Origin of the sequence: Zhenhengia sp., assembly GCF_046966505.1 — a bacterium.
GTDB classification, from domain to species: domain Bacteria; phylum Bacillota; class Clostridia; order Lachnospirales; family Cellulosilyticaceae; genus Zhenhengia; species Zhenhengia yiwuensis.
The window spans coordinates 63,889-82,920 of sequence record NZ_JBKVCH010000012.1; the positions used below are offsets into that span (position 1 = coordinate 63,889).

Here is a 19,032-nt window from a genome sequence, read left to right on the forward strand (position 1 = left end):
AATCCTCCTAATTAATGGTTTCTATTTTATAATTTATTTTTGAATAAATATCTTTAAGTGTACCACTGATTGAATCAGTTACATCATTTTTCTGCATCTTCGTGCCATGAACTTCTTTTGTTTTCATCTCATAGTTGTTGATGGCAATTGGCACAACCTTAACCTCTTTTTGCATGGTTTTATTAATAAGAGCCCTTGCCTCTTCTATGTGAGAGTTAATGCTTGGTTCCATATTAACACCATGTACAATGTAAAATATATCCCCTTCAATAAGACCTGCTGAAGTAGACTTAAACACAAGCCTTGCTGCTGTACCTAACTGATTTTTAATAGTATCCCATTTCCCTACCAGCTCTTTAATATCTTCTGGAACAGCTTCTGGAAGTCTAGTTGGTACAATTTCCTTCTCAGGCTCTTTAGCACTTACTTCTCTTACTACCTGCATAGGTTCTCTGGCTTCTAACTTTTCAAGCTTAGCTTGAAGTGCTAGAAGTTTATCTTCAATCCCACTACTCGCTGCATCTGTTACAGCTTCACTCAGTTTAAGCACTGTAACTTCTAGTAGAATACGTTGGTTAGAAGCTACTTTAATCTCACTGTCTAGTTCAGAAAACACTTTAATATAGTGCATTAAAGTACCCACCTCAGTGCGACTTGCTTGTTCTTCTAACTTGGCGATATATTCCTTGCTATAGTCTAACACACTCGCCTGACCCTGTGTAGTCTTTACGACTAACAAATTACGTACATGTACAAGTAGATCTACTGCAAATTGCCTGATACTGCGGCCCTGTATATTAACCTGATCACATACTTCAAGTGCTTTCGTACTATTATACGCTATAAGTGCATCAATCATATCAAATAAATAGTGTGTATCGACTGCACCTACTAAATAAAGTACTTTATCTACTGTAATATGCTCATCGAAGTAGAAAGAAATACACTGCTCTAAAATACTTAAAGCATCTCTCATCCCACCATCTGCTAGACGTGCAATATAATCTAAAGCTTCATCTTCTATATCAATATGTTCTTCATTCATATACCCATGGAGTGTATGACTAATCTGACTAGCAGGTATACGCTTAAAGTCAAAACGCTGGCATCTTGAAAGAATAGTAACAGGAATTTTCTGCGGGTCAGTAGTTGCTAAAATAAAAATGACATGAGCAGGTGGCTCTTCTAATGTTTTTAAAAGAGCATTAAAGGCACCTGTAGAAAGCATATGCACCTCATCAATGATATACACTTTATACTTACCTACTGCTGGGCTATATTTAACTTCTTCATTAATCTCACGAATATTATCGACCCCGTTGTGAGATGCTGCATCCAGCTCAATAATGTTAATGCTTCCCCCATCTTCAATTTGCTTACAAGCTTCACACTCCATACAAGCCGAACCATTTGCCGGATTCGTACAGTTAACAGCACGTGCAAAAATCTTGGCAATAGTTGTTTTCCCTGTTCCTCTACTTCCTGTAAAAAGGTAAGCATGAGAAATGCGCTCTGTTTTAATTTGGTTTTGAAGCGTTCTGACAATATGCTCTTGGCCTACAACTTCATCAAAGGTTCTTGGCCTATATTTTCGATATAGCGCTAAATAACTCATGGCTCATTCCTTTCTCATTCTTGGTATGATTTCTCCTTATATTATACCACAAAACAAGCTTTCTTACAGCACTTCATCATAAGCCTCAGCTTTAAAACCAACTACTACAGCATCATCTGTAATAAGAAGTGGTCTTTTAACAAGCATACCATTTGTAGCAAGTAATGCTGTAGCTTCTTCTAAAGTCATATTTTTTACTTTATCTTTAAGTTCCATTTCTTTGTAGAGTTTACCTGATGTATTAAAGAATTTTTTAAATTCTAATCCACTTTTCTCAATCCACATTTTAAGTTCTTCTTGCGTAGGTGCATTTTCTACAATATGTCTATCCTCAAACTCTACACCTTTTTCTTTAATATAATTAAGCGCTTTCTTACATGTTGTACATTTTGGATATTGTATAAATAAAGTTTTCATTTTGTCTCCTCTTTCTATTATGATTCTGTGTCCAATTATTCACTGCTTGTATATACTACTATATAAAGTTTTTAAGCTCTATTTTACATGAAAGGATCTGTTATAAATGAATAAAGTGCTCTCTTCCTCCAGCAAAACTTTCGCTAAAATAACCGATGTACTTGAGCTTGCTCTAGAAGAATCTCCTAATCTTAATGCAGAATGGAAATTAGATCTTCCACCTTCTTTTAAAACCCTTAAAAACAGCTGTACACCTTATGCTTCTACTCGTTTACGTGTATGGCTTCTTACTCCATCTACTCCAGGAGAATATGTCATTACCTGTAAACTTCGTAAACGTTGCTGTGGCAGACGTATTATCTCAACCAAGACTTTTACTGTTATTGTTGACAAGTAGTCAAATTTTAAACAAATGGCCCCTGAAAGATTAAAAAATCTATCAGGGGCCTATCTCATTATGTTTATATACTTTATTAAATCCGTGCACTCAGCTTCGACAGCAGCCCATAAGCGTTACCCTAGTAGTTAACTCCGACTAGGCACTCTCACGGCACATAGAGCGGGCTCGCTTAGTGCTGCTTCCTTCCGGACCTGACACGGTTCACGAGTGCCTATTGCGTAAGACCTAATCATCAACATCACTTGCTAGGGGCAGACCCTACAGAATACTGCCTCGGCTAGAGCATCACCCCTGCTACAGCGGGTTGCAGGTACAGGGCGCCGCTACCTCCCCGGCTAGCACGGAAATTGGTTGACATATGAAAATGTCACGTTATTAGTATAACCACTTTAGTTCACTCTGTCAATGCCCGCTTAACCAATAACTTTTAAGAAACGATCATAATGATTGTTTGTAATCACTTTAAATAATTCTAAGATACATCTAAGTGTAGAAGCTGGATCAAAGTTCTTCTCATGAGCATGGAACACCATAGAAGTCATAACTTGTCCAGTTGGTGTAAGGACATATTTTACAGTTGGGTACTCAAGATGAATTGTATTAATTAATTTAAGCATTTCATCTCTTTTTTCTTCTGGCACTTCTGGTACAATAAGTGCTTGCATTGTTACATAAACTGTATCATCTATAATGAGCATAAATTGCTTTTTATCATCTTCTCTAACAGGGTATAAACTTCTAAAAAGAATTGCATTTTCTTTTTCTTCTTCCTTAAACATGTTGATACCGTTTGTTTCAATAAGAAAGTCTCTAAAAATTCTAGCTTTTTTATGTTTTGCTGTTACGTTCATTTATAATTCCCCCATTTCTTTTATTAAAACCATTTCCTACATTATACCATTGTTCAGACTACTCTCCAATTACTTTTTTTGTCGCATTTTCTTAAAATAATCTTTAAGAAGTACCGCACTTTCTTCTTCACATATACCTCTTATAACATCGCATCTATGATTAAGAGAACCCATCTCTAAAATATTAATAACTGAGCCACCAAAACCAGCCTTAGGACTACTTGCACCATATACTACCTTTGGAATTCTGGCCTGTACAATAGCTCCTGCGCACATTGGACAAGGCTCAAGGGTAATATAAATTGTACACTCCTCTAATCTCCAATCTCCTATATACTTGCAAGCCTCATCAATTGCCATAACTTCCGCATGAGCCAAGCTGTTCTTATCCGTGTTTCTCCTATTACATGCCTTTGCAATAACTTCTCCATTATGCACAATAATAGCTCCTATTGGCGTCTCATCCAGCTCATAAGCCTTTCTTGCCTCTTCTAAAGCCATCTCCATATATTTCTTATGTTCTTGTAATAAAAGTTCCTCTTCCACACTTATGCCGCCTTTCTTAAATCTATGAACCAACCTTTACCTTTGTATACTAAGTTATAAATATCAAATAATCTAATATAAGAGAATTTCCATATCCCATTAAAGGAACTGGAAATTTCCCAATTAAAGTAGACAATAAAACAAAGTTCTAATACAAACCCATACATACTGACACTCATCTAAAGTTTCCCGGTGGAACCAGTAGAAAAGGTATAGGTAAGCCCTAGGTATCCCCTACTGACTACTAGGTCAACTATTTCAATCACCCCTCTATTCTATTTAAAAATGTATATTTTGTATAGACCTGCACACACTAAGTACAATATTTCCAGAAACAGGTGATTAACATGAAGCTTACATCTAATCTACAAGATAACATACATGCTCTAAAAGCTATTCTACCTATAGGTAAAAGCTTTGATCTCCTTGAAAAAACACTTAGAATCCACGGACGTAATTTTCACCTTTATTTCTTAGATGGTTTTGCAAAAGATACTAATCTTGAGTATGTCCGTAGAGATATATTTACTCTCCCTAAAGAAACTCTAGATCAAATCCATACTGCCGAAGAGCTTATTGAATATGCTATCAGTTCTATAGAGGTCTCTACAGAAACGGATTTAGATAAACTGGTTACAGCTCTTCTAGCTGGTCAGACCATCCTCTTTTTTGATGGATCCCCCTCTGCGGCAGTTATAGACCTTCGCACCTATCCTACCCGTGGTATTAGCGAACCAGAAAAAGAAAAGACTATTCGTGGTGCTCGTGATGGCTTCGTGGAAACTATTGTCTTTAATACAGCACTTATCAGACGACGTGTGCGTGACCCATATCTTATATTTGAGATGATGCAAATTGGTTCTTTGTCTCATACTGATGTCGCTATTGGCTATATTAGTAATAAGGTGAATAAAAAAGCATTAAAAAAGGTAAAACAGCTTCTTAATGACTTACAAATTAACTCCCTTACTATGGGCGACCAAACTTTAGTTGAAGCTGTGCATTCAGATTCCTGGATTAATCCTTTTCCTAAAGCACGCTATACAGAACGCCCTGATGTAGCTGCAGCACAAGTATCCGAAGGTAAAATAGTTATCTTAGTTGATAACTCTCCTACTGCTATTATTGTTCCAACAGGTATTTTTGACTTTACTCAGGATGTAGATGATTATTATGTACCCGTACTGACAGGGAATTATTTACGTTTTATACGCTATGCCATACTGATCTTTAATCTCTTTTTAACCCCTGTATATGTCCTTATTGTTAAAAATGATCAGTATCTTCCCTCATCTTTGAGCTTTTTATTGCCTGATGACCCATTAAATGTTGCCCTCTTCATTCAGTTTTTGGCACTTGAAATTGCTGTAGATGGCCTGAAGATTGCTTCCTTAAATACTCCAAGCTCTCTTGGCACATCTCTATCTGTCATTGGCGGGCTTATTCTAGGTGAATATGCAGTCAAAACCGGATGGCTTATTCCACATACCATCTTTTACATGGCTATTGTTGCACTTTCTAGCTTTACTCAGCCCAGTATTGAACTTTCATATGCGATCAAATTTATGCGTATGTTACTTCTACTAGGAGCAGGATTATTCAATATATGGGGCTTTGTCATTGCCCTTATTATAGACATTATTTTCATTGCACGTACTAAATCCTTCAGCGGTGAATCCTATCTCTATCCCCTTATTCCATTTAACTGGACAGCCCTTAGGACACTTTTGTTCCGAACTAAAGTAAAAAGTAAACAGCATGTAAGAAATAATTAATCACAACTTAATGCAAAATTTGTACCTCTACACTCCTTAAAATGATATACTTAAATTAAATATCATTATTTTAAGGAGTGTATTTTATGAAAAGGTCTAAGTTTATATTTCCTATATTACTTACTCTTATAAGTTGTAACAGTCTGATATATGCCTCTGAACTCCCTACTAATATAAACAACACACAGGTAGTACCTGCTGCTACATATGAGGATAACACTTTCTTCCCTGTTAGAATACTTAACGATTTATTAGGTCATAAACTCTCTTGGGACCCGGCTACTAAATCTACAGTTTTACAAAGTGCCGATTTAACTGTTTCTCTTTCTGTTAATAATACTGAAATCCTTGTTAATCAAGTTCCAGTAACTCTTTCAAAGGCACCAAAACTCATCGATAATGTCCTTTATGCACCTGCTGAATTTTGGAGTAAAGCCTTTAACCTACATGTCTCTTTACAGGATAATGAGTTTATCCTGACACCTACAGAAGAACCTACAATACCTCCTAACAAAACCGAAACACCTAAACAAGAAGAAACAGAAAAACCCGTTCAACAAACCATCCTTCCTCTCTTTGAAGGTTCCAATACTTACTATACAGGCCAACAACTTATTATACGTTTGGACGAAAATCCTTCTACAGGATATGTATGGCAAGTTACCTTTCCTGAAGGTCTCCAAGTTATTAGCGATCACTTTGTACCTAATAAGCCTGAAGTTGCCAACTCTCCTGGTGAACACTCTTGGGTTATTAAAGCTACAAAAGATGGTACCTATACTATGGAATTTAAAAAACTTCGTCCATCAACCCCTGATTCTGTCATTGACACCAAGACTTTCAAGCTTAAAGCAAAACCTACCACAGCCCTTCAAAATTAAATATATAAAAAGAGGTGGGACAAAACCAATGTTGTTTTGTCCCACCTCTTTTTTATTCCTGATGCTGACCTTTTACATTCCTTCACCCATCTGCATTTCCATCCTACCCATATCATTAGTAGGTGCCATGCTCGTAGTTCCTAATAAGCTAATGGCTACAACTGCTATTACAGTAATACCGCAAGCAACCCATGCCCACCATTTTCTATACCAGGCATTTCCACCTTTAATAACAACAAATAAAAGCACAGGTAAAGTACTTAAACCAATTACCGCTCCTTTTATAATCTCACCTTTTGCACTCATTATACCTTGCCAAAGTTCTGGCATAGTCATAAATAAGGTAATTAAAATAGGAATAGCAATAAGCATAATACCTATAACCATAGTACCTATTTTGATTTTAGGCTTCTTTGCAGAAAGTTGCATATCATATGCTTGTTCCTTGCTTGTTTCTAGTTCCATACTAAATCCCCCTTTTAAACATAAGTATAAGATTATACTAACACAAATTCGATCTATTTAGTATTACATTCTAATTACGCTTCCTGCGTATTGGGTGCAGACATTTCACTGTCTTTATTTCCTATAGCTTTGGTAATTAATTTAATCAGTTCCATTTGGTCTACTAATATCATATGATTGGCCCTAGCAAACTGCTTGGCCTTGTCTGTGTAGCCATTCGGCGTAATCACCAAACTCTTGTTGGCCCTATATAAATTCTTACTACCATAGGCTGCCTGGAGTGGCTCTAAATTAACCTCTGCTTCTTCACTTATGCACTTAATGCAGATGACATCACGATTTTTCCTTACAATTAAATCACACCCTAAATCCTTCTCCTTCTTAATAGGGTCTATATAGTAACCTAATTTCTTATAAAGCTGTGCCACATACTCCATAAACTCACTGTTCTTCATATTCTTTAGCCTAGTTATATCAGAATGGATTAAAAACACTTTTTCTCTATCTCTTCTAATAGCTTCCATACCTAATAACAATAAAGCTACTATCATAATTTTAGTCACTGCTATAACAATATTATCAGATTTTAATATAAATAAAAAATACATGCCTAATGCTATAGTAAATAAAATAACTCTTATAAATTTATCCATTTTTCTCACCTCTTGTTAAGGAGTATGGGATGATTTTCATAATTTTATTCACTATCTAAATTTTTTAACAACCTTGTGATATTAAAGAAAATCTCTTATATCTTTATCCATATAGAAAAAAACTGGATGATAACCAGCTTTAGCCAGTTATCATCCAGTTTTTCTTATGATATAGAACGTTCCCGACTGGAATCGAACCAGCGGCCTACCGCTTAGGAGGCGGTCGCTCTATCCTACTGAGCTACGGAAACGTATAATCTCTTTTATATTACGCCTTTACTTCTCATTCGTCAAGTAGGTTAATTAAACTTAAGTGTAATTATATTTCATATAAAAAAGCTGCCAAAAGGCAGCTCCTATTCTTAACTCATAATCACTTTGCCTTGTATCCAGCAAGTACCCATAAAGCGCATACCTACACTTGGCATACCTATAAGTTCCCTCTGGCTGATAACAACTTCCAAGTTAAGATCATTTACATCTAGTGAAAAGATATACATCTTCTCATCTGTTTGACTATTTATACGTTCTTTAATCTCTAAGATTTCACCAAGCACTGCATAAGTTGCTTCATCTATTGTCTCTGGAATAAAATAACCGCTCATTACACTTAAAAAGTCTTCTTCTCTTAAACGTTCTTTAAGCTGGTCATCTAACTCCTTCTCTTCTTTTTCAAGCATTTCCTTAGCTTCTTCATCACCATTTTTCATCTGTTGAAGAATAAAGCGCAGTTTCTCACGTTCTTCCTTTTCAATCTGCTCTTCTTCTTCATCTTTTTCTATCGGCAATACAATTGTACCTTCTGAAGCAATCCCTACTATATTAACCTGTGAACATGTTAAGTTTTTCTTGCGTGCCTCTAAATATTCCACTACATTTTGAAGCCAGAAAACAATCTGCATAGCTGTCTCTCGCTCTTCACAAACTACATAATAGCTTTGGTCTCCGCCGTCTCCATCATCAAATCCCTCTACCTCTACATCCTCTACATCAAGAGCAGTATTCGCTTCAACATAAGCATCACAGCTAAACACTTGAATCTTAGGTTCCTTCGAAGATTTGTTAACGCAAACACGTGCCATAACATATGTATTTTCTGCTATCTCTTTCATGTACTCTGCTAATATCTGTTTAGCGCTAAGCTGAATAGCTTCTTGTTTTGTAGGATTACTTAAAATTTCCTCTAAAATGTCTTCCATCATTTCTTTTTCATTTACTTGGGTAAACCCTATTGCTTTTAGTGGAGATTCCATAACCAGCCTCCTCTCCATATGTTATTATTTCATTATACATGAGCACATCTTACAAGTGCAAGTAAATGGCTTGATACATTGTATGAAATTTTTCTATATTTCATACTTACTATAGCATAAGTCATAAAAAAGAACTACCTAGAAAATAAAGGTAGCTCTTCTACTATCTATTAATGTTTTACCCATCTGCCTACCTGTCCGCAGTTAGGACATCTTACTGAATTATTGAACTGACTATTATAAAGCCCTACTACATCCATAAAAGTATTATCTACGCCTGGATAGAAGGTAGAGTTCATAGTATTAGTAAGGTGTTCAATGCCTGTCATGTCATACCCACAATTCTTACATTCAAACTGCCTCATAACAACACACTCCTTCTTATTCTTCTAGCAATCTTAGTTTAGACAAATTTATTAAATTTATTCATAACCTTTATAAGTAATCTTTTAATCTAAATAGTCAAAAAAATGCAATATAATACTTTTAATATCGAAACGAAAAGAGTCTTGCACTGATCCTAAATCTATATTATAATTTATAACCTATGCATTTTATGCATTCTATACATTTACATTATAAATAACGGAATCAAAAAATCGCCCTTAATTTAAGGGCGATTTTTTATTTAAATTTAACTGGTTCTGATTCAGTTGTTAAAGCATCAAATACAAAGCCTTGTTCTTTAAGTCCTTCTACAATAGCAGGGAGTGCTTCTACAGTAGTTGTTTTTGCTGCAGCATCATGCATTAAGATTACTGCATTATTGTTGTGTTTAGCTTGGCTAAGTACTGAGTCTACGATAACTTTAGTATCTTGTAAACCTTTAGCAGCATCTTGAGAATCTACGTTCCAATCATAGTATACATAGCCCGCTTCTTCTACAGTAGGGATGATTTTTGTCATAATGTCACTCCCGCCATAACGATGACTTACACGGTTATTAGATCCGCCTGGGAAACGTAAAATTTTAGTTTCTACCCCAGTTAAGTCTTTAATATGGTCAGATAAACTTTTTACATCCGCCATGAAAGCATCCACATTTTTATAAATCTCTGCATAATCATGTGTACTAGAGTGAATAGCAATAGCATGACCTTCATCTACAATACGTTTATATAAATCATCATATCCTTGCTTCTCTAATACAAAGAATGTCGCTTTAATATTATTAGCCTTTAAGAAGTCTAAGATTTTAATTGTATTAGCACTTGGACCATCATCAAATGTTAAATAGGCTATTTTTTTATTTTCTTCTTCAACAAGTAAATCTGAAAGGTTCATGCCACTTGTTTCTAAATCTTTAATTTCTAGATTAAGTTCTTCAATCTGTTTTGCTAGTTGATCATTTTTAGTATTAAGCTCTTGTAATTGAAGCTCTAAATTAGCTTTAGCAGCCTCTGCAGTTTGAAGCTCTTCCTGTACGTCTTTCAGGACTTCTTTTTGCCCCTTACCTTTTGTCATTAACCATCCTGTACTACCTAAGAGGCCAATAGATAATACTACAAACAAGATCACAATCCCTATCCCATTATTTCTTCTTGCCATTTCTCTCTCACCTAATCTTTCTCATCACATTTATTATTTCATACTATCTGGAATTACAATCGGCTCGAAACGCCATAAGATTGATTCTAACTTCTCTGACTCTTTCTCTAAACCTTCAATTTGGCCACCTAGTGCTTCTATCTCTTCTTGTAATTTGATTGTCTCTTCTTCGACACGGGTTAAAGCTTCTTTAGTATCATTAACTTTTTTATTCATAAAGTAGGTCTTTCCTCCTACAATAACGAAAGCTATTACAGCTACTCCAAATATTATAGCAGCTATTTTTTTACCATTATTCTTCTTGTGTACTCTTCTTGAATAACCATATGTACTCATAGTCTAAATCCTTCCTTTTCCGCTCTGCTAAACTCACTAAGTCCTTGTCCTATTACTATTTATTAATAGCTTTTTTATTATATCATATTTATGATAAAAGAAGACATATTTCCCCATAGAAAGTTTTGTAAATTATACCTCGAAGAGATGTTCTTACAGGATAAAAATATGCCCCCTAGTTCTTTCACACTCTCGATTGCCCATCTGCATTAATATGACTTGAAAAGGACGTCAGAGAAGGTTATGTATTATATAAAATCTGTTGTAAAACTGCTATTTACACTTGTTTTAACCGTAGCTACTACCTCAATAGAAATTCTAGCCTTATAAGTACCTACTTTGGTATTATCTTTATCTCACCTTCTCATGCTGTAGACGTACAATAGGTCACCCAACTAGTTTTTTAAGCACAAAAAGCTCAGCAAATACAGTTCCCCCTTAAAATAACTGTATTTACTGAGCTTTTATGGTGGCAAATAAGCTTGGCTTTTTAAGCTCATTAGATTCACCTATTAAGAAGTGAAAGGTTTCTCTATAGGTAGCGTATAGGCACTAAGTGGGTCTTGTCCGTCCCTATTGGTGAAAGGGATGCCACTGCATGTATCACGTCAAGGCGAGGAGGTAGCACGTAGAACATATACCCCTACTGCAAGATGGACCGTAGCTTCTTTATTAGGAGCATCTTTATAAACTCTTATAAGCACTTTGCTTTTGGGCACTGCACCTTTAGAGCATTACTGCCACTGTAAAGCTCCAAGGTTTTGCAAGATGGTAGACTTGAATTTAGAAGGGGGGCTAAATCTCTATCTACCTCTTGCATTATTGTAAGCATTCAAACGACCTAGGATATGTTTTACTGCTTACATATACTATATAGTCTTATGTAGGCATTTTTCTTCAATTTTTTTATAAAAATTTTATACTTTCTATTTTTTGCTCCTAATCATACCTATGCCACAGTCTAATAAACTCCCTAAAATAACACCTACTGTATAGCATGCTAAATCACTCCATAAGAAGCCATAACCCAGTATTAATCCCCCTAATGTCGTAGCTCTTATTGCATCAATCCAGGGAGCATGATATAACTGACTTACTTCAATGACAAAAGAGAAAATAAGTGCACCTAATGCTACCCATACTGTAGACTTTCGTTTAAATAGAAAGGCTAACCCTAAGACAACCATCATAGCCCATAAGGTATCTCCTGCATAGGCTCCTATCAATATTGGTAGGCCCTCTACTTTTCTTGATAAAATCCCCAGTACCATAACCATTGCAACTAATACCATATACAATAGCCTATTTCTATCAACTTGCTTCCATTTCATACCTTTCCCCCACTCTATTAATCTAAAATATCAGCTTATTATAAAGCATATACTTTCAATTATATAGAGATTTATTCTATTCATAAACATAGTTTAATTTTGAACTAAAAAGATTTTTTCTTAGTCTCTTTATACGTAATACTGTGCTTGTGCTTTCCACATCTGAGCATACTTACCATCTTGTTCTTTTAACTCTGTATGTGTACCTTGTTCGATTAGTCTTCCATTATCAAATACAGCTATCTTGTCACAAAATCTGCAACTTGATAATCTATGAGAAATATAAATAGCTGTTTTATTTTTTACTAGTTCGTTGAACTTAGCATAGATTTCATACTCTGCATAAGGATCTAACGCCGCTGTTGGTTCATCTAATACTACAATTGGTGCATTTTTATAAATAGCCCTTGCTATAGCTAATTTCTGCATTTCTCCACCCGAAAGCTCGGTGCCTTCTTTATCAAAATTTTTATAAAGCGAAGTCTCTACTCCTTTATCTAGACTTGCCACTTTATCTCTTACTCCAGATTTTTGGAGGGCTATCTCCAGTTCTTCTTGATTACAAGCTTGATTGAAAGACATATTTTCTTGGATTGTGAATGAAAAAAGTTTATAGTCTTGGAATACAACTGATAATAATTTTGTATACTCATCAAAAGCATACTCCTTCACATTGACTCCATTTATTAAAATTTCTCCTCTTTCAGGCTCATAAAGCCTACAAAGTAATTTGATAAAAGTAGTTTTTCCTGCTCCATTTTGTCCAACAATAGACATTTTTTCTCCACTATTTAAAGTTAATGAAACATCTTTTAAGGTATAATCTTCAGCTTGGGGATATTTAAACCATACATTTTTGAATTCAATGTTTACGCTACTCAATACTCCTATTTCTTTACTACCTTTCTGTACCTTAATTGGCAAGGCCTCAAATTGTAAATAAAGGTCAAGATATCTACACATTTGCCTGATTTCAATAAACTGAGTTAAAAGTTGTGATACTTGCGTTGAAAAATTATTAGTAGCTGAAATATACATAGTAAAATCTCCTACGCTTATAGCTCCTTTAAAAACTTTCCACACCATATAGGCGTATACAATAATCATCTGAAACTGTAAGTTGATATTTGATATTCCCTCATATTTACCCTGCATTCCAAATACTTTTTTGAAACCGTCTAAACTTTTTTCGTTAAACTCATCTATCTTGCTTAAAATGTAAGGAGGCATATTATAAATTCTCACATCTTTTCCCATAGAAAAATCTGAGGCTAAGGAGGCATAGTAACTAAATCCTCTATTTAAAGGAATAAGTTCTTGATTAAATTTAAACTGAAGAGCCTGTAGTCTTTTAAAAATGAAAGAGTTAATAAGTACAATCCCTATAATAATACCTACTAATCCTACATTGATTGTAGATATAAGAGCTACTAACCCTATAAGCGTTAATATAATTTGTAATAGGTTAATGAATCCCCCTATCATTCTCCAGAGGACTCCTTGATTCGTAATAGGGAATAAAGCCCGATCCTTAAGATTTAAAATCTTAGGATTTTCTAAGCTCTCGAAATCCATACTCATAATATGCCTTCCTAAGTGCAACTCAAATCCATTCATTAATTTTGAATTAGCAATATCTACTTTAGTTGCAAAAAAACTATTGATCAAATTAAATACACCGTTTCCAATAACTACTCCCCCTACCAAAAGAGCAAATATGTGTATTCTTTGTTGTCCCATTAACTCATCTAGGATAAATTTAGGCATTACAATATTAATAAAAGGTGCTATAGCTTTAAAGAAAGCTGCAATGACTATAAGCGGTATATAACTTGGCAAAATAGTGTTTACAAGCTTTAAAAAATAGCTGATTATCCTAATATCCCCTTTAAGTCCTTTCATATCCCACTTCTTCATCCTCACGCACCCTCCTCTTGATAATATTTAGCTTGAACAGCAAACATATCTGCGTATTTTTCATTAAGCTCCATTAATTCATCATGTGTACCATATTCTACAAGCTTACCTTGTTCAAACATGGCTATTCGATCACAGAACTGTGTAGAAGCTAGTCGGTGTGAGATATAAATAGCGATTTTATTCTGTACCATTTGATTAAAATTCATATAAATCTCATGTTCTGCTAATGCATCTAATGCTGCAGTTGGCTCATCAAGAATCCTAATTTCTCCATTTTTATAGAGTGCTCTAGCGATAGCAATCTTTTGATTCTCTCCTCCTGATAATTCAATCCCTTCATCATCTAAAATCTTTTGGATAGCCGTATGTACACCTCTTTTGAGACTTTCTATTTTTTTACTCATTCCAGCTTCTTCTAATACCTGAGCAACTTTGGCATAATTAATATGCTCCTTTTCTTGCAACGCAATATTTTCTGCTACTGAAAATGCTAGTGTCTTAATCTCTTGGAATACTACAGAGAACTTTTTATAATACTCTTGTTTATCAAAACACTTAATATTTATGCCATTTAATAAAATTTCTCCATCTGTTACATCATAAAGCCTACATAACAATTTAACGAAAGTTGTTTTTCCAGCCCCATTATGTCCCACTATAGCTAATTTTTCTCCGGAGTGAATGATTAAGTTTAAATGCTTATAAACATACTTTTCACTATTAGGATATTTAAAAGATACATCTCTAAATTCAAAGGTATAAGGTCCCTCTGGCACAGACATTTTATGTGTTTGCTCTACCTCTTCTTCTTTCTCAATAAAACTTCTGTAATCACAGATATTAAGATTTTGTGCTCTCATATAGGCTAAATCTTTCATCATCATCGTCATCCATCCAGCAAACCCTGCTACCGTTGTAAAATACATTGTAAAATCCGGAATAGAAATTTGCTTATTCATTACTAAATAAATCAAGTAACTGTAGATTACGGCTTCTCTAATAACTAATAAACTAATATCTACTAATCCTACATTAAAATACTTCCATTTAATCTTCTTATGTATGGTTAATCTCCTATTTTTGTACTCCACAAATCTTTCAGCAATCCAGTCTCTAATACCTAGCAACCTTAGTTCTTTACCATATGAAAAATCATACATAACATGGTACAAATAATTAGACCTTCTATCATTTTCAGAAATAATATCTTTCTGGTCATGTTCATATTTTTTAACTCTAAAGGTAATAAAATAGGAGATAATTACATTAACAACAAGGTAAAGGAGTACCCATATGTTTAGTGTAGCTATAATAGTGACATAACCACCTAAAGCAATTAAATTTCCTACTAATGCAAATAACTTATGAAGCATGCCTTCTATACCTATATCATTACTTCCTAAACATCTAAAAGCAGTTTCCATATCATTTAGGAAGTCTGAATCCTCAGTATTTTTAAAATTAGTCATCATACACTTCTTTTGATGCTTCCTAATAAATTCAAATCGAATCTTTATCATGTGTGGAAAATAAAGGCTTCTTAACCATGTTATAAAAAAACCTACTACAGCTGCAACTAAAAAGAATGAAACAAGTAACGCTACTAATTGCTCTAGCCTTTTAGCACCTAATAACTCTTCTAAAATCCATTTTGGAAAGAAGATAAGTATGAAGGGTTGAATAGACGCTAAGAAAGTATATACTCCGAAATAACCAAATACCTTCTTATCATATTTCCAGGCTCCTTGAATAACATAAACTACATTTTGCCAAGTTGTATACTTAGACACTTCTCTTTTCATAACATCTCCTTTTATCATTTATTATCTCTTCCTTAAAGTATCATCCTAAAAATAAAATAGTTGATATACCCTTCCTCTGCTTTTCTGTTGGCAATCTTAAAACACCTTGTTGAAGCATTTCTTCTAATACATAAGGAATTAGGTTTCTTATTATTGATTCTTGCGTTAAACTTCTTAATGCCTTATGCACATGTGAAGGATAGCCTCTTCTCTTTATTTCATAAATCTGCTGCCCATATTCTAAACTTAATTGTCTAACCTCATCTGAGGGTCTAGGTAAAATGCTTTCTAATTTTTCAACTTGATTTTTATTTTCAAAGTATACGATATTAACTTTGTATCCATGATCTTCCTGTATTAAATACTCCTTTTCTATTAAACGGCTATAAACTTCTTCCGTTACTTCATTTTCAACAAGTTTACCTTTTATGAAATACATCATACTTACATAATCACTATATTTGTTATCTCTCCATCCTCCATTCCTTCCACTCCAAAAAGTCCATACTTGCCATCCTTGTACTTCCTTGTCATCTTCACTCCCTCTCCCCATATACATACTTATATATTTTTGTTCATCATAATTTACTTCTAAAGCTTTATCAATCCTTGCTATAGCAATATATTTACCTCCATCTTTTCTATATATAAGTACGTCCTCATCTTTAATCCTTTCATCCTCTTTAAAATTCAAAAATTGTGCAACATAAGGAATAAGTGTCCATAATAAACAATTATAGTCCTGATCAGGGTAGTAAAACCCAATTTTATTAATTTTATCTTCTAAACTCAGAAGCTCTTTGTAATACTTCTCATAAAAAATCTTTGCATATTTTTTGTTTAATTCATGTATTGCTTCTTTTTCACTTAATAAAGGCTCTTCAATAACGATTTGCGTTCTGTATTTCCCCCCGGGAAGTCGTTCCATAAATCCATATTCTTCAAGTGTATGGATTTCATCTTCTATAAATACAGAGGATACCCCTAATTCTTCCGCAATTTCTTTAATACTTCGTGGCTCATGATACGCTGCATAAGCTATATTTTGTGTGATGACTTTACTTAAAAAATCACTTGTATCTCCTCTTTCGCCTGGTATTCCGCTATGCCCCATAGACGCAAATCTAATAGGATTAATTCCTAAACTTCCCACCGTTCGTATTGCTCTCATTCCCACCTTCAACTCCTTCTTTATATCAAAAAGATTCCACTTTATTGTACCTTCAGATAAATCCATTTCACTTGCAATCTCTTTTATTGACTTTCTTTTATAGTAATAATCAACAATTATATTTCTTTGCTGCCTAGATAGATATGCAATCTCTCGTCTTAATAGACCTTTCGTCTCCTCATCTATCATTTTCTTGTATATCTCTTCTGCACAGTTATTCATTAATGGGTCTTCTAACGTAGTCTCACATTTTTTCTTTGTTTTTTCTTTTAAATATCTTACCCAAACATTGTGTGCAATTTTAGATACATAGTTGTTTATATCAATAAAATCTTCCTTATAACACAGTACTTGATAAATCTCTAAAATAATTTGTGCTGCTAACTCCTCTGCTTCTGCTAGATTTCCCATCTTTTTAAGTGCAAAACCGTACATAGGTCTCATATAATATTCAATGATAGAATCTGCCTGCATTTTCTCCATTCTTCTTCTCCTTAATAATTCGTTACATATATATAGTGTACTACCCATGCAAAAGGTTTGAAAAAACTTTGCTTTATATAGGAAAATATTTAAGTATCTTATAAATATATTTTTTATCTGTAAAATAAACAAAAAAAGGTAAGCACTGTATCTTTTAATACTCAATGCTTACCTTTTTTATAGAACACACGCGGTAGGATTCGAACCCACGACATTCTGATCCGAAGTCAGACGCTCTATCCAGCTGAACTACGCGTGCTTATTTAGTTACCTAATTATTGTAGCACTTTTTAGTAGCCACTTCAATATGAATTGACAGAGTTTTGATACTCAATTAGTTAAGCATTTTTTTATTAACACACCACCCTTGAACAATTTAAAATTACATTTTTTAACTCCTATTGAATTACAAATCTCCAATTAGGATACACTCTTTAAAAATAGATCAGATTATTATCTCGTTCATAGGAGGTTCATAATGGTAATTTTATTATGGCAACTACTCATTTATGTAAGTATCATAGGTTTCGGCCTATCAAAAGGCAAAGAAGGTGCTACTTGTGCTAGTGTTATATGGGCTCTATTTTGTATGACTTTTGTACTTACTCCTGAATTTGTACTCTTTCAACTCATCCATATCCTCATAGCATGCTCCATAGGTTTTATTATAGGTATCATAAGAGACCAAATAGTTTTATGGCTCCATAAATAAAAACATAAAAAAGGCATAGATTAATTAATTAGTCCATGCCTTTTTTATGTTAAATTTTATTCTTCTCATTTCCAAATCTTATCAAATACAGCAAGGTGGTCGATACTACCATTCATTTGATCTGTTACATAACTTGCTATCAGTACACCTGTAAATAAGTTAGCAAGTTCTTTAGCATCATCTTTTAATGCAACTTCATTATTCCCTTGAGCTGTCTTACAGATTTTTTCAAAGAGATTATGAAGAGTTAAATTATTATAATAAGCATACTCTTCTTCTTCAATACCATTAAAGAAGTAAACAAATTCAGCATCAATAAGCTTCATTTCATTATTTTCTTCTCCTACACCGAGTAAAAAGCTTATATAACTATCTACAAAACGGCTGTATTGTGTCTCTTCATTGAACCACTTATAAATTTCTCTAATCTTTTCTTCAAAAGATAAATCCTCTGGCCATTGTTTCATACGGAGCGCGATACGGATTGTAAAAATCCTCAAGAAGTAATGGAATACATGGTCTTTAGTAGAAAAGTAATTGAAGAAAGTCCCTCTTGAAATTTGAGCACGGCTACAAATTTCATCTACAGTGATAGAGGAAAAATCCTTTTCCTTAAGTAAATGGCTTACTGCTTTTAAAATAGTCGTCCTCGTTTTTACAAAGTTAATCTTTCTTAAAGGAAAACTCTCTAATGATTCGTACATAATTAACTCCTTTCAATTCTACACTTCATGTTTTCCTTTAAAGTATGGTCCATTTTAAATTTTCTATTCATTTTTAAAGAAATATTTTTTATATCCACTAAGCCGTTTTTAAGTATAAATAAAACTAGATTTTGGTAATAAATATTGATATATTATAATAATATGAAGG

19 protein-coding genes, 2 tRNA genes and 1 other RNA gene are annotated in these 19,032 nt (G+C 34.0%); 4 read left to right on the top strand and 18 right to left on the bottom strand.

Features of this window, described 5'->3' with window-relative positions; all coding sequences use genetic code 11:
- Positions 1–7: 7 nt before the first annotated feature.
- Together dnaX and ACLTBU_RS12950 are read right to left on the bottom strand one after the other, a co-directional pair.
- A complete protein-coding gene (gene dnaX / locus ACLTBU_RS12945; protein WP_412219303.1) occupies positions 8–1,615 on the bottom strand; it encodes a DNA polymerase III subunit gamma/tau in 1,608 nt (535 codons plus the stop codon).
- Positions 1,616–1,678: 63 nt separating this feature from the next.
- Positions 1,679–2,032 (bottom strand): arsenate reductase family protein, encoded by a 354-nt coding sequence (locus tag ACLTBU_RS12950; protein ID WP_249332931.1) that lies wholly within the window; start codon positions 2,030–2,032, stop codon positions 1,679–1,681.
- Positions 2,033–2,138: 106 nt separating this feature from the next.
- Here ACLTBU_RS12950 and ACLTBU_RS12955 point away from each other — a divergent pair, with 106 nt between their 5' ends.
- Positions 2,139–2,429 (top strand): hypothetical protein, encoded by a 291-nt coding sequence (locus ACLTBU_RS12955; RefSeq protein ID WP_177672008.1) that lies wholly within the window; start codon positions 2,139–2,141, stop codon positions 2,427–2,429.
- 82 nt (positions 2,430–2,511) lie between these two features.
- Here the strand turns inward: ACLTBU_RS12955 and ffs are convergent.
- From ffs to tadA, 3 genes are all read right to left on the bottom strand, one after another.
- Positions 2,512–2,776, bottom strand: an RNA gene (gene ffs / locus ACLTBU_RS12960) — signal recognition particle sRNA large type.
- Between the two features lie 69 nt (positions 2,777–2,845).
- A complete protein-coding gene (locus tag ACLTBU_RS12965; protein ID WP_249332930.1) occupies positions 2,846–3,283 on the bottom strand; it encodes a hypothetical protein in 438 nt (145 codons plus the stop codon).
- Positions 3,284–3,352: 69 nt separating this feature from the next.
- Entirely contained in the window at positions 3,353–3,829 is a 477-nt protein-coding gene (gene tadA, locus ACLTBU_RS12970; RefSeq protein WP_249332929.1) for a tRNA adenosine(34) deaminase TadA, read from the bottom strand.
- A 347-nt stretch (positions 3,830–4,176) separates the two neighbouring features.
- Here tadA and ACLTBU_RS12975 point away from each other — a divergent pair, with 347 nt between their 5' ends.
- Positions 4,177–5,604: a spore germination protein gene (locus ACLTBU_RS12975; RefSeq protein ID WP_412219305.1), complete on the top strand. Its 1,428-nt coding sequence runs from the start codon at positions 4,177–4,179 to the stop codon at positions 5,602–5,604.
- A gap of 86 nt (positions 5,605–5,690) precedes the next feature.
- On the top strand, positions 5,691–6,485 hold the full coding sequence (locus ACLTBU_RS12980) for a protease inhibitor I42 family protein (protein WP_412219307.1): 795 nt from the start codon (positions 5,691–5,693) through the stop codon (positions 6,483–6,485).
- A gap of 72 nt (positions 6,486–6,557) precedes the next feature.
- Here ACLTBU_RS12980 and ACLTBU_RS12985 read toward each other — a convergent pair whose 3' ends face one another.
- The 12 genes from ACLTBU_RS12985 to ACLTBU_RS13040 form a co-directional block, all read right to left on the bottom strand.
- Complete coding sequence (locus tag ACLTBU_RS12985; RefSeq protein ID WP_249332927.1) at positions 6,558–6,950, bottom strand: hypothetical protein; 393 nt, start codon at positions 6,948–6,950, stop codon at positions 6,558–6,560.
- Between the two features lie 74 nt (positions 6,951–7,024).
- The gene (locus ACLTBU_RS12990; protein ID WP_177672002.1) at positions 7,025–7,603 is read right to left on the bottom strand and encodes a restriction endonuclease; all 579 of its coding nucleotides are present in this window, start codon (positions 7,601–7,603) and stop codon (positions 7,025–7,027) included.
- A gap of 177 nt (positions 7,604–7,780) precedes the next feature.
- Positions 7,781–7,854 (bottom strand) — tRNA-Arg (locus ACLTBU_RS12995).
- Positions 7,855–7,965: 111 nt separating this feature from the next.
- Positions 7,966–8,856 carry a DUF3881 family protein gene (locus ACLTBU_RS13000; protein WP_412219309.1) on the bottom strand — a complete coding sequence of 297 codons (891 nt, stop codon included), beginning with the start codon at positions 8,854–8,856 and terminating at the stop codon, positions 7,966–7,968.
- A 170-nt stretch (positions 8,857–9,026) separates the two neighbouring features.
- Positions 9,027–9,221: a hypothetical protein gene (locus ACLTBU_RS13005; protein WP_177672000.1), complete on the bottom strand. Its 195-nt coding sequence runs from the start codon at positions 9,219–9,221 to the stop codon at positions 9,027–9,029.
- A 259-nt stretch (positions 9,222–9,480) separates the two neighbouring features.
- Positions 9,481–10,404, bottom strand: a complete 924-nt coding sequence (locus ACLTBU_RS13010; protein WP_412219311.1) for a polysaccharide deacetylase family protein — start codon at positions 10,402–10,404, stop codon at positions 9,481–9,483.
- 33 nt (positions 10,405–10,437) lie between these two features.
- Positions 10,438–10,740, bottom strand: a complete 303-nt coding sequence (locus tag ACLTBU_RS13015; protein WP_177671998.1) for a hypothetical protein — start codon at positions 10,738–10,740, stop codon at positions 10,438–10,440.
- 926 nt (positions 10,741–11,666) lie between these two features.
- Positions 11,667–12,071, bottom strand: a complete 405-nt coding sequence (locus ACLTBU_RS13020; RefSeq protein WP_412219313.1) for a DUF2809 domain-containing protein — start codon at positions 12,069–12,071, stop codon at positions 11,667–11,669.
- Positions 12,072–12,200: 129 nt separating this feature from the next.
- The gene (locus tag ACLTBU_RS13025; RefSeq protein ID WP_412219315.1) at positions 12,201–13,988 is read right to left on the bottom strand and encodes an ABC transporter ATP-binding protein; all 1,788 of its coding nucleotides are present in this window, start codon (positions 13,986–13,988) and stop codon (positions 12,201–12,203) included.
- Between the two features lie 2 nt (positions 13,989–13,990).
- Positions 13,991–15,793 (bottom strand): ABC transporter ATP-binding protein, encoded by a 1,803-nt coding sequence (locus ACLTBU_RS13030; protein WP_412219317.1) that lies wholly within the window; start codon positions 15,791–15,793, stop codon positions 13,991–13,993.
- 40 nt (positions 15,794–15,833) lie between these two features.
- On the bottom strand, positions 15,834–17,447 hold the full coding sequence (locus ACLTBU_RS13035) for a sigma-70 family RNA polymerase sigma factor (protein WP_412219320.1): 1,614 nt from the start codon (positions 17,445–17,447) through the stop codon (positions 15,834–15,836).
- Between the two features lie 185 nt (positions 17,448–17,632).
- A tRNA-Arg gene (locus ACLTBU_RS13040) sits at positions 17,633–17,706 on the bottom strand.
- 219 nt (positions 17,707–17,925) lie between these two features.
- Here ACLTBU_RS13040 and ACLTBU_RS13045 point away from each other — a divergent pair.
- Positions 17,926–18,159 (top strand): hypothetical protein, encoded by a 234-nt coding sequence (locus tag ACLTBU_RS13045; protein WP_412219322.1) that lies wholly within the window; start codon positions 17,926–17,928, stop codon positions 18,157–18,159.
- 65 nt (positions 18,160–18,224) lie between these two features.
- On the opposite strand, the gene ACLTBU_RS13050 is transcribed toward ACLTBU_RS13045, so the two are convergent.
- On the bottom strand, positions 18,225–18,863 hold the full coding sequence (locus ACLTBU_RS13050) for a TetR/AcrR family transcriptional regulator (protein WP_412219324.1): 639 nt from the start codon (positions 18,861–18,863) through the stop codon (positions 18,225–18,227).
- Between the last annotated feature and the right edge of the window lie 169 nt (positions 18,864–19,032).

Bases quoted from the DNA above. Each gene is read 5' to 3' on its own strand.
- ACLTBU_RS13035 (WP_412219320.1), bottom strand. From the start codon at position 17,447: ATGGAGAAAATGCAGGCAGATTCTATCATTGAATATTATATGAGACCT.
- ACLTBU_RS13015 (WP_177671998.1), bottom strand. From the start codon at position 10,740: ATGAGTACATATGGTTATTCAAGAAGAGTACACAAGAAGAATAATGGT.
- ACLTBU_RS12955 (WP_177672008.1), top strand. From the start codon at position 2,139: ATGAATAAAGTGCTCTCTTCCTCCAGCAAAACTTTCGCTAAAATAACC.
- ACLTBU_RS13025 (WP_412219315.1), bottom strand. From the start codon at position 13,988: ATGAAGAAGTGGGATATGAAAGGACTTAAAGGGGATATTAGGATAATC.
- ACLTBU_RS12980 (WP_412219307.1), top strand. From the start codon at position 5,691: ATGAAAAGGTCTAAGTTTATATTTCCTATATTACTTACTCTTATAAGT.
- ACLTBU_RS12990 (WP_177672002.1), bottom strand. From the start codon at position 7,603: ATGGATAAATTTATAAGAGTTATTTTATTTACTATAGCATTAGGCATG.
- ACLTBU_RS13005 (WP_177672000.1), bottom strand. From the start codon at position 9,221: ATGAGGCAGTTTGAATGTAAGAATTGTGGGTATGACATGACAGGCATT.
- ACLTBU_RS13000 (WP_412219309.1), bottom strand. From the start codon at position 8,856: ATGGAATCTCCACTAAAAGCAATAGGGTTTACCCAAGTAAATGAAAAA.
- ACLTBU_RS13045 (WP_412219322.1), top strand. From the start codon at position 17,926: ATGGTAATTTTATTATGGCAACTACTCATTTATGTAAGTATCATAGGT.
- ACLTBU_RS13050 (WP_412219324.1), bottom strand. From the start codon at position 18,863: ATGTACGAATCATTAGAGAGTTTTCCTTTAAGAAAGATTAACTTTGTA.
- dnaX (WP_412219303.1), bottom strand. From the start codon at position 1,615: ATGAGTTATTTAGCGCTATATCGAAAATATAGGCCAAGAACCTTTGAT.
- ACLTBU_RS13030 (WP_412219317.1), bottom strand. From the start codon at position 15,793: ATGAAAAGAGAAGTGTCTAAGTATACAACTTGGCAAAATGTAGTTTAT.
- ACLTBU_RS13010 (WP_412219311.1), bottom strand. From the start codon at position 10,404: ATGGCAAGAAGAAATAATGGGATAGGGATTGTGATCTTGTTTGTAGTA.
- ACLTBU_RS13020 (WP_412219313.1), bottom strand. From the start codon at position 12,071: ATGAAATGGAAGCAAGTTGATAGAAATAGGCTATTGTATATGGTATTA.
- ACLTBU_RS12950 (WP_249332931.1), bottom strand. From the start codon at position 2,032: ATGAAAACTTTATTTATACAATATCCAAAATGTACAACATGTAAGAAA.
- ACLTBU_RS12965 (WP_249332930.1), bottom strand. From the start codon at position 3,283: ATGAACGTAACAGCAAAACATAAAAAAGCTAGAATTTTTAGAGACTTT.
- ACLTBU_RS12975 (WP_412219305.1), top strand. From the start codon at position 4,177: ATGAAGCTTACATCTAATCTACAAGATAACATACATGCTCTAAAAGCT.
- ACLTBU_RS12985 (WP_249332927.1), bottom strand. From the start codon at position 6,950: ATGGAACTAGAAACAAGCAAGGAACAAGCATATGATATGCAACTTTCT.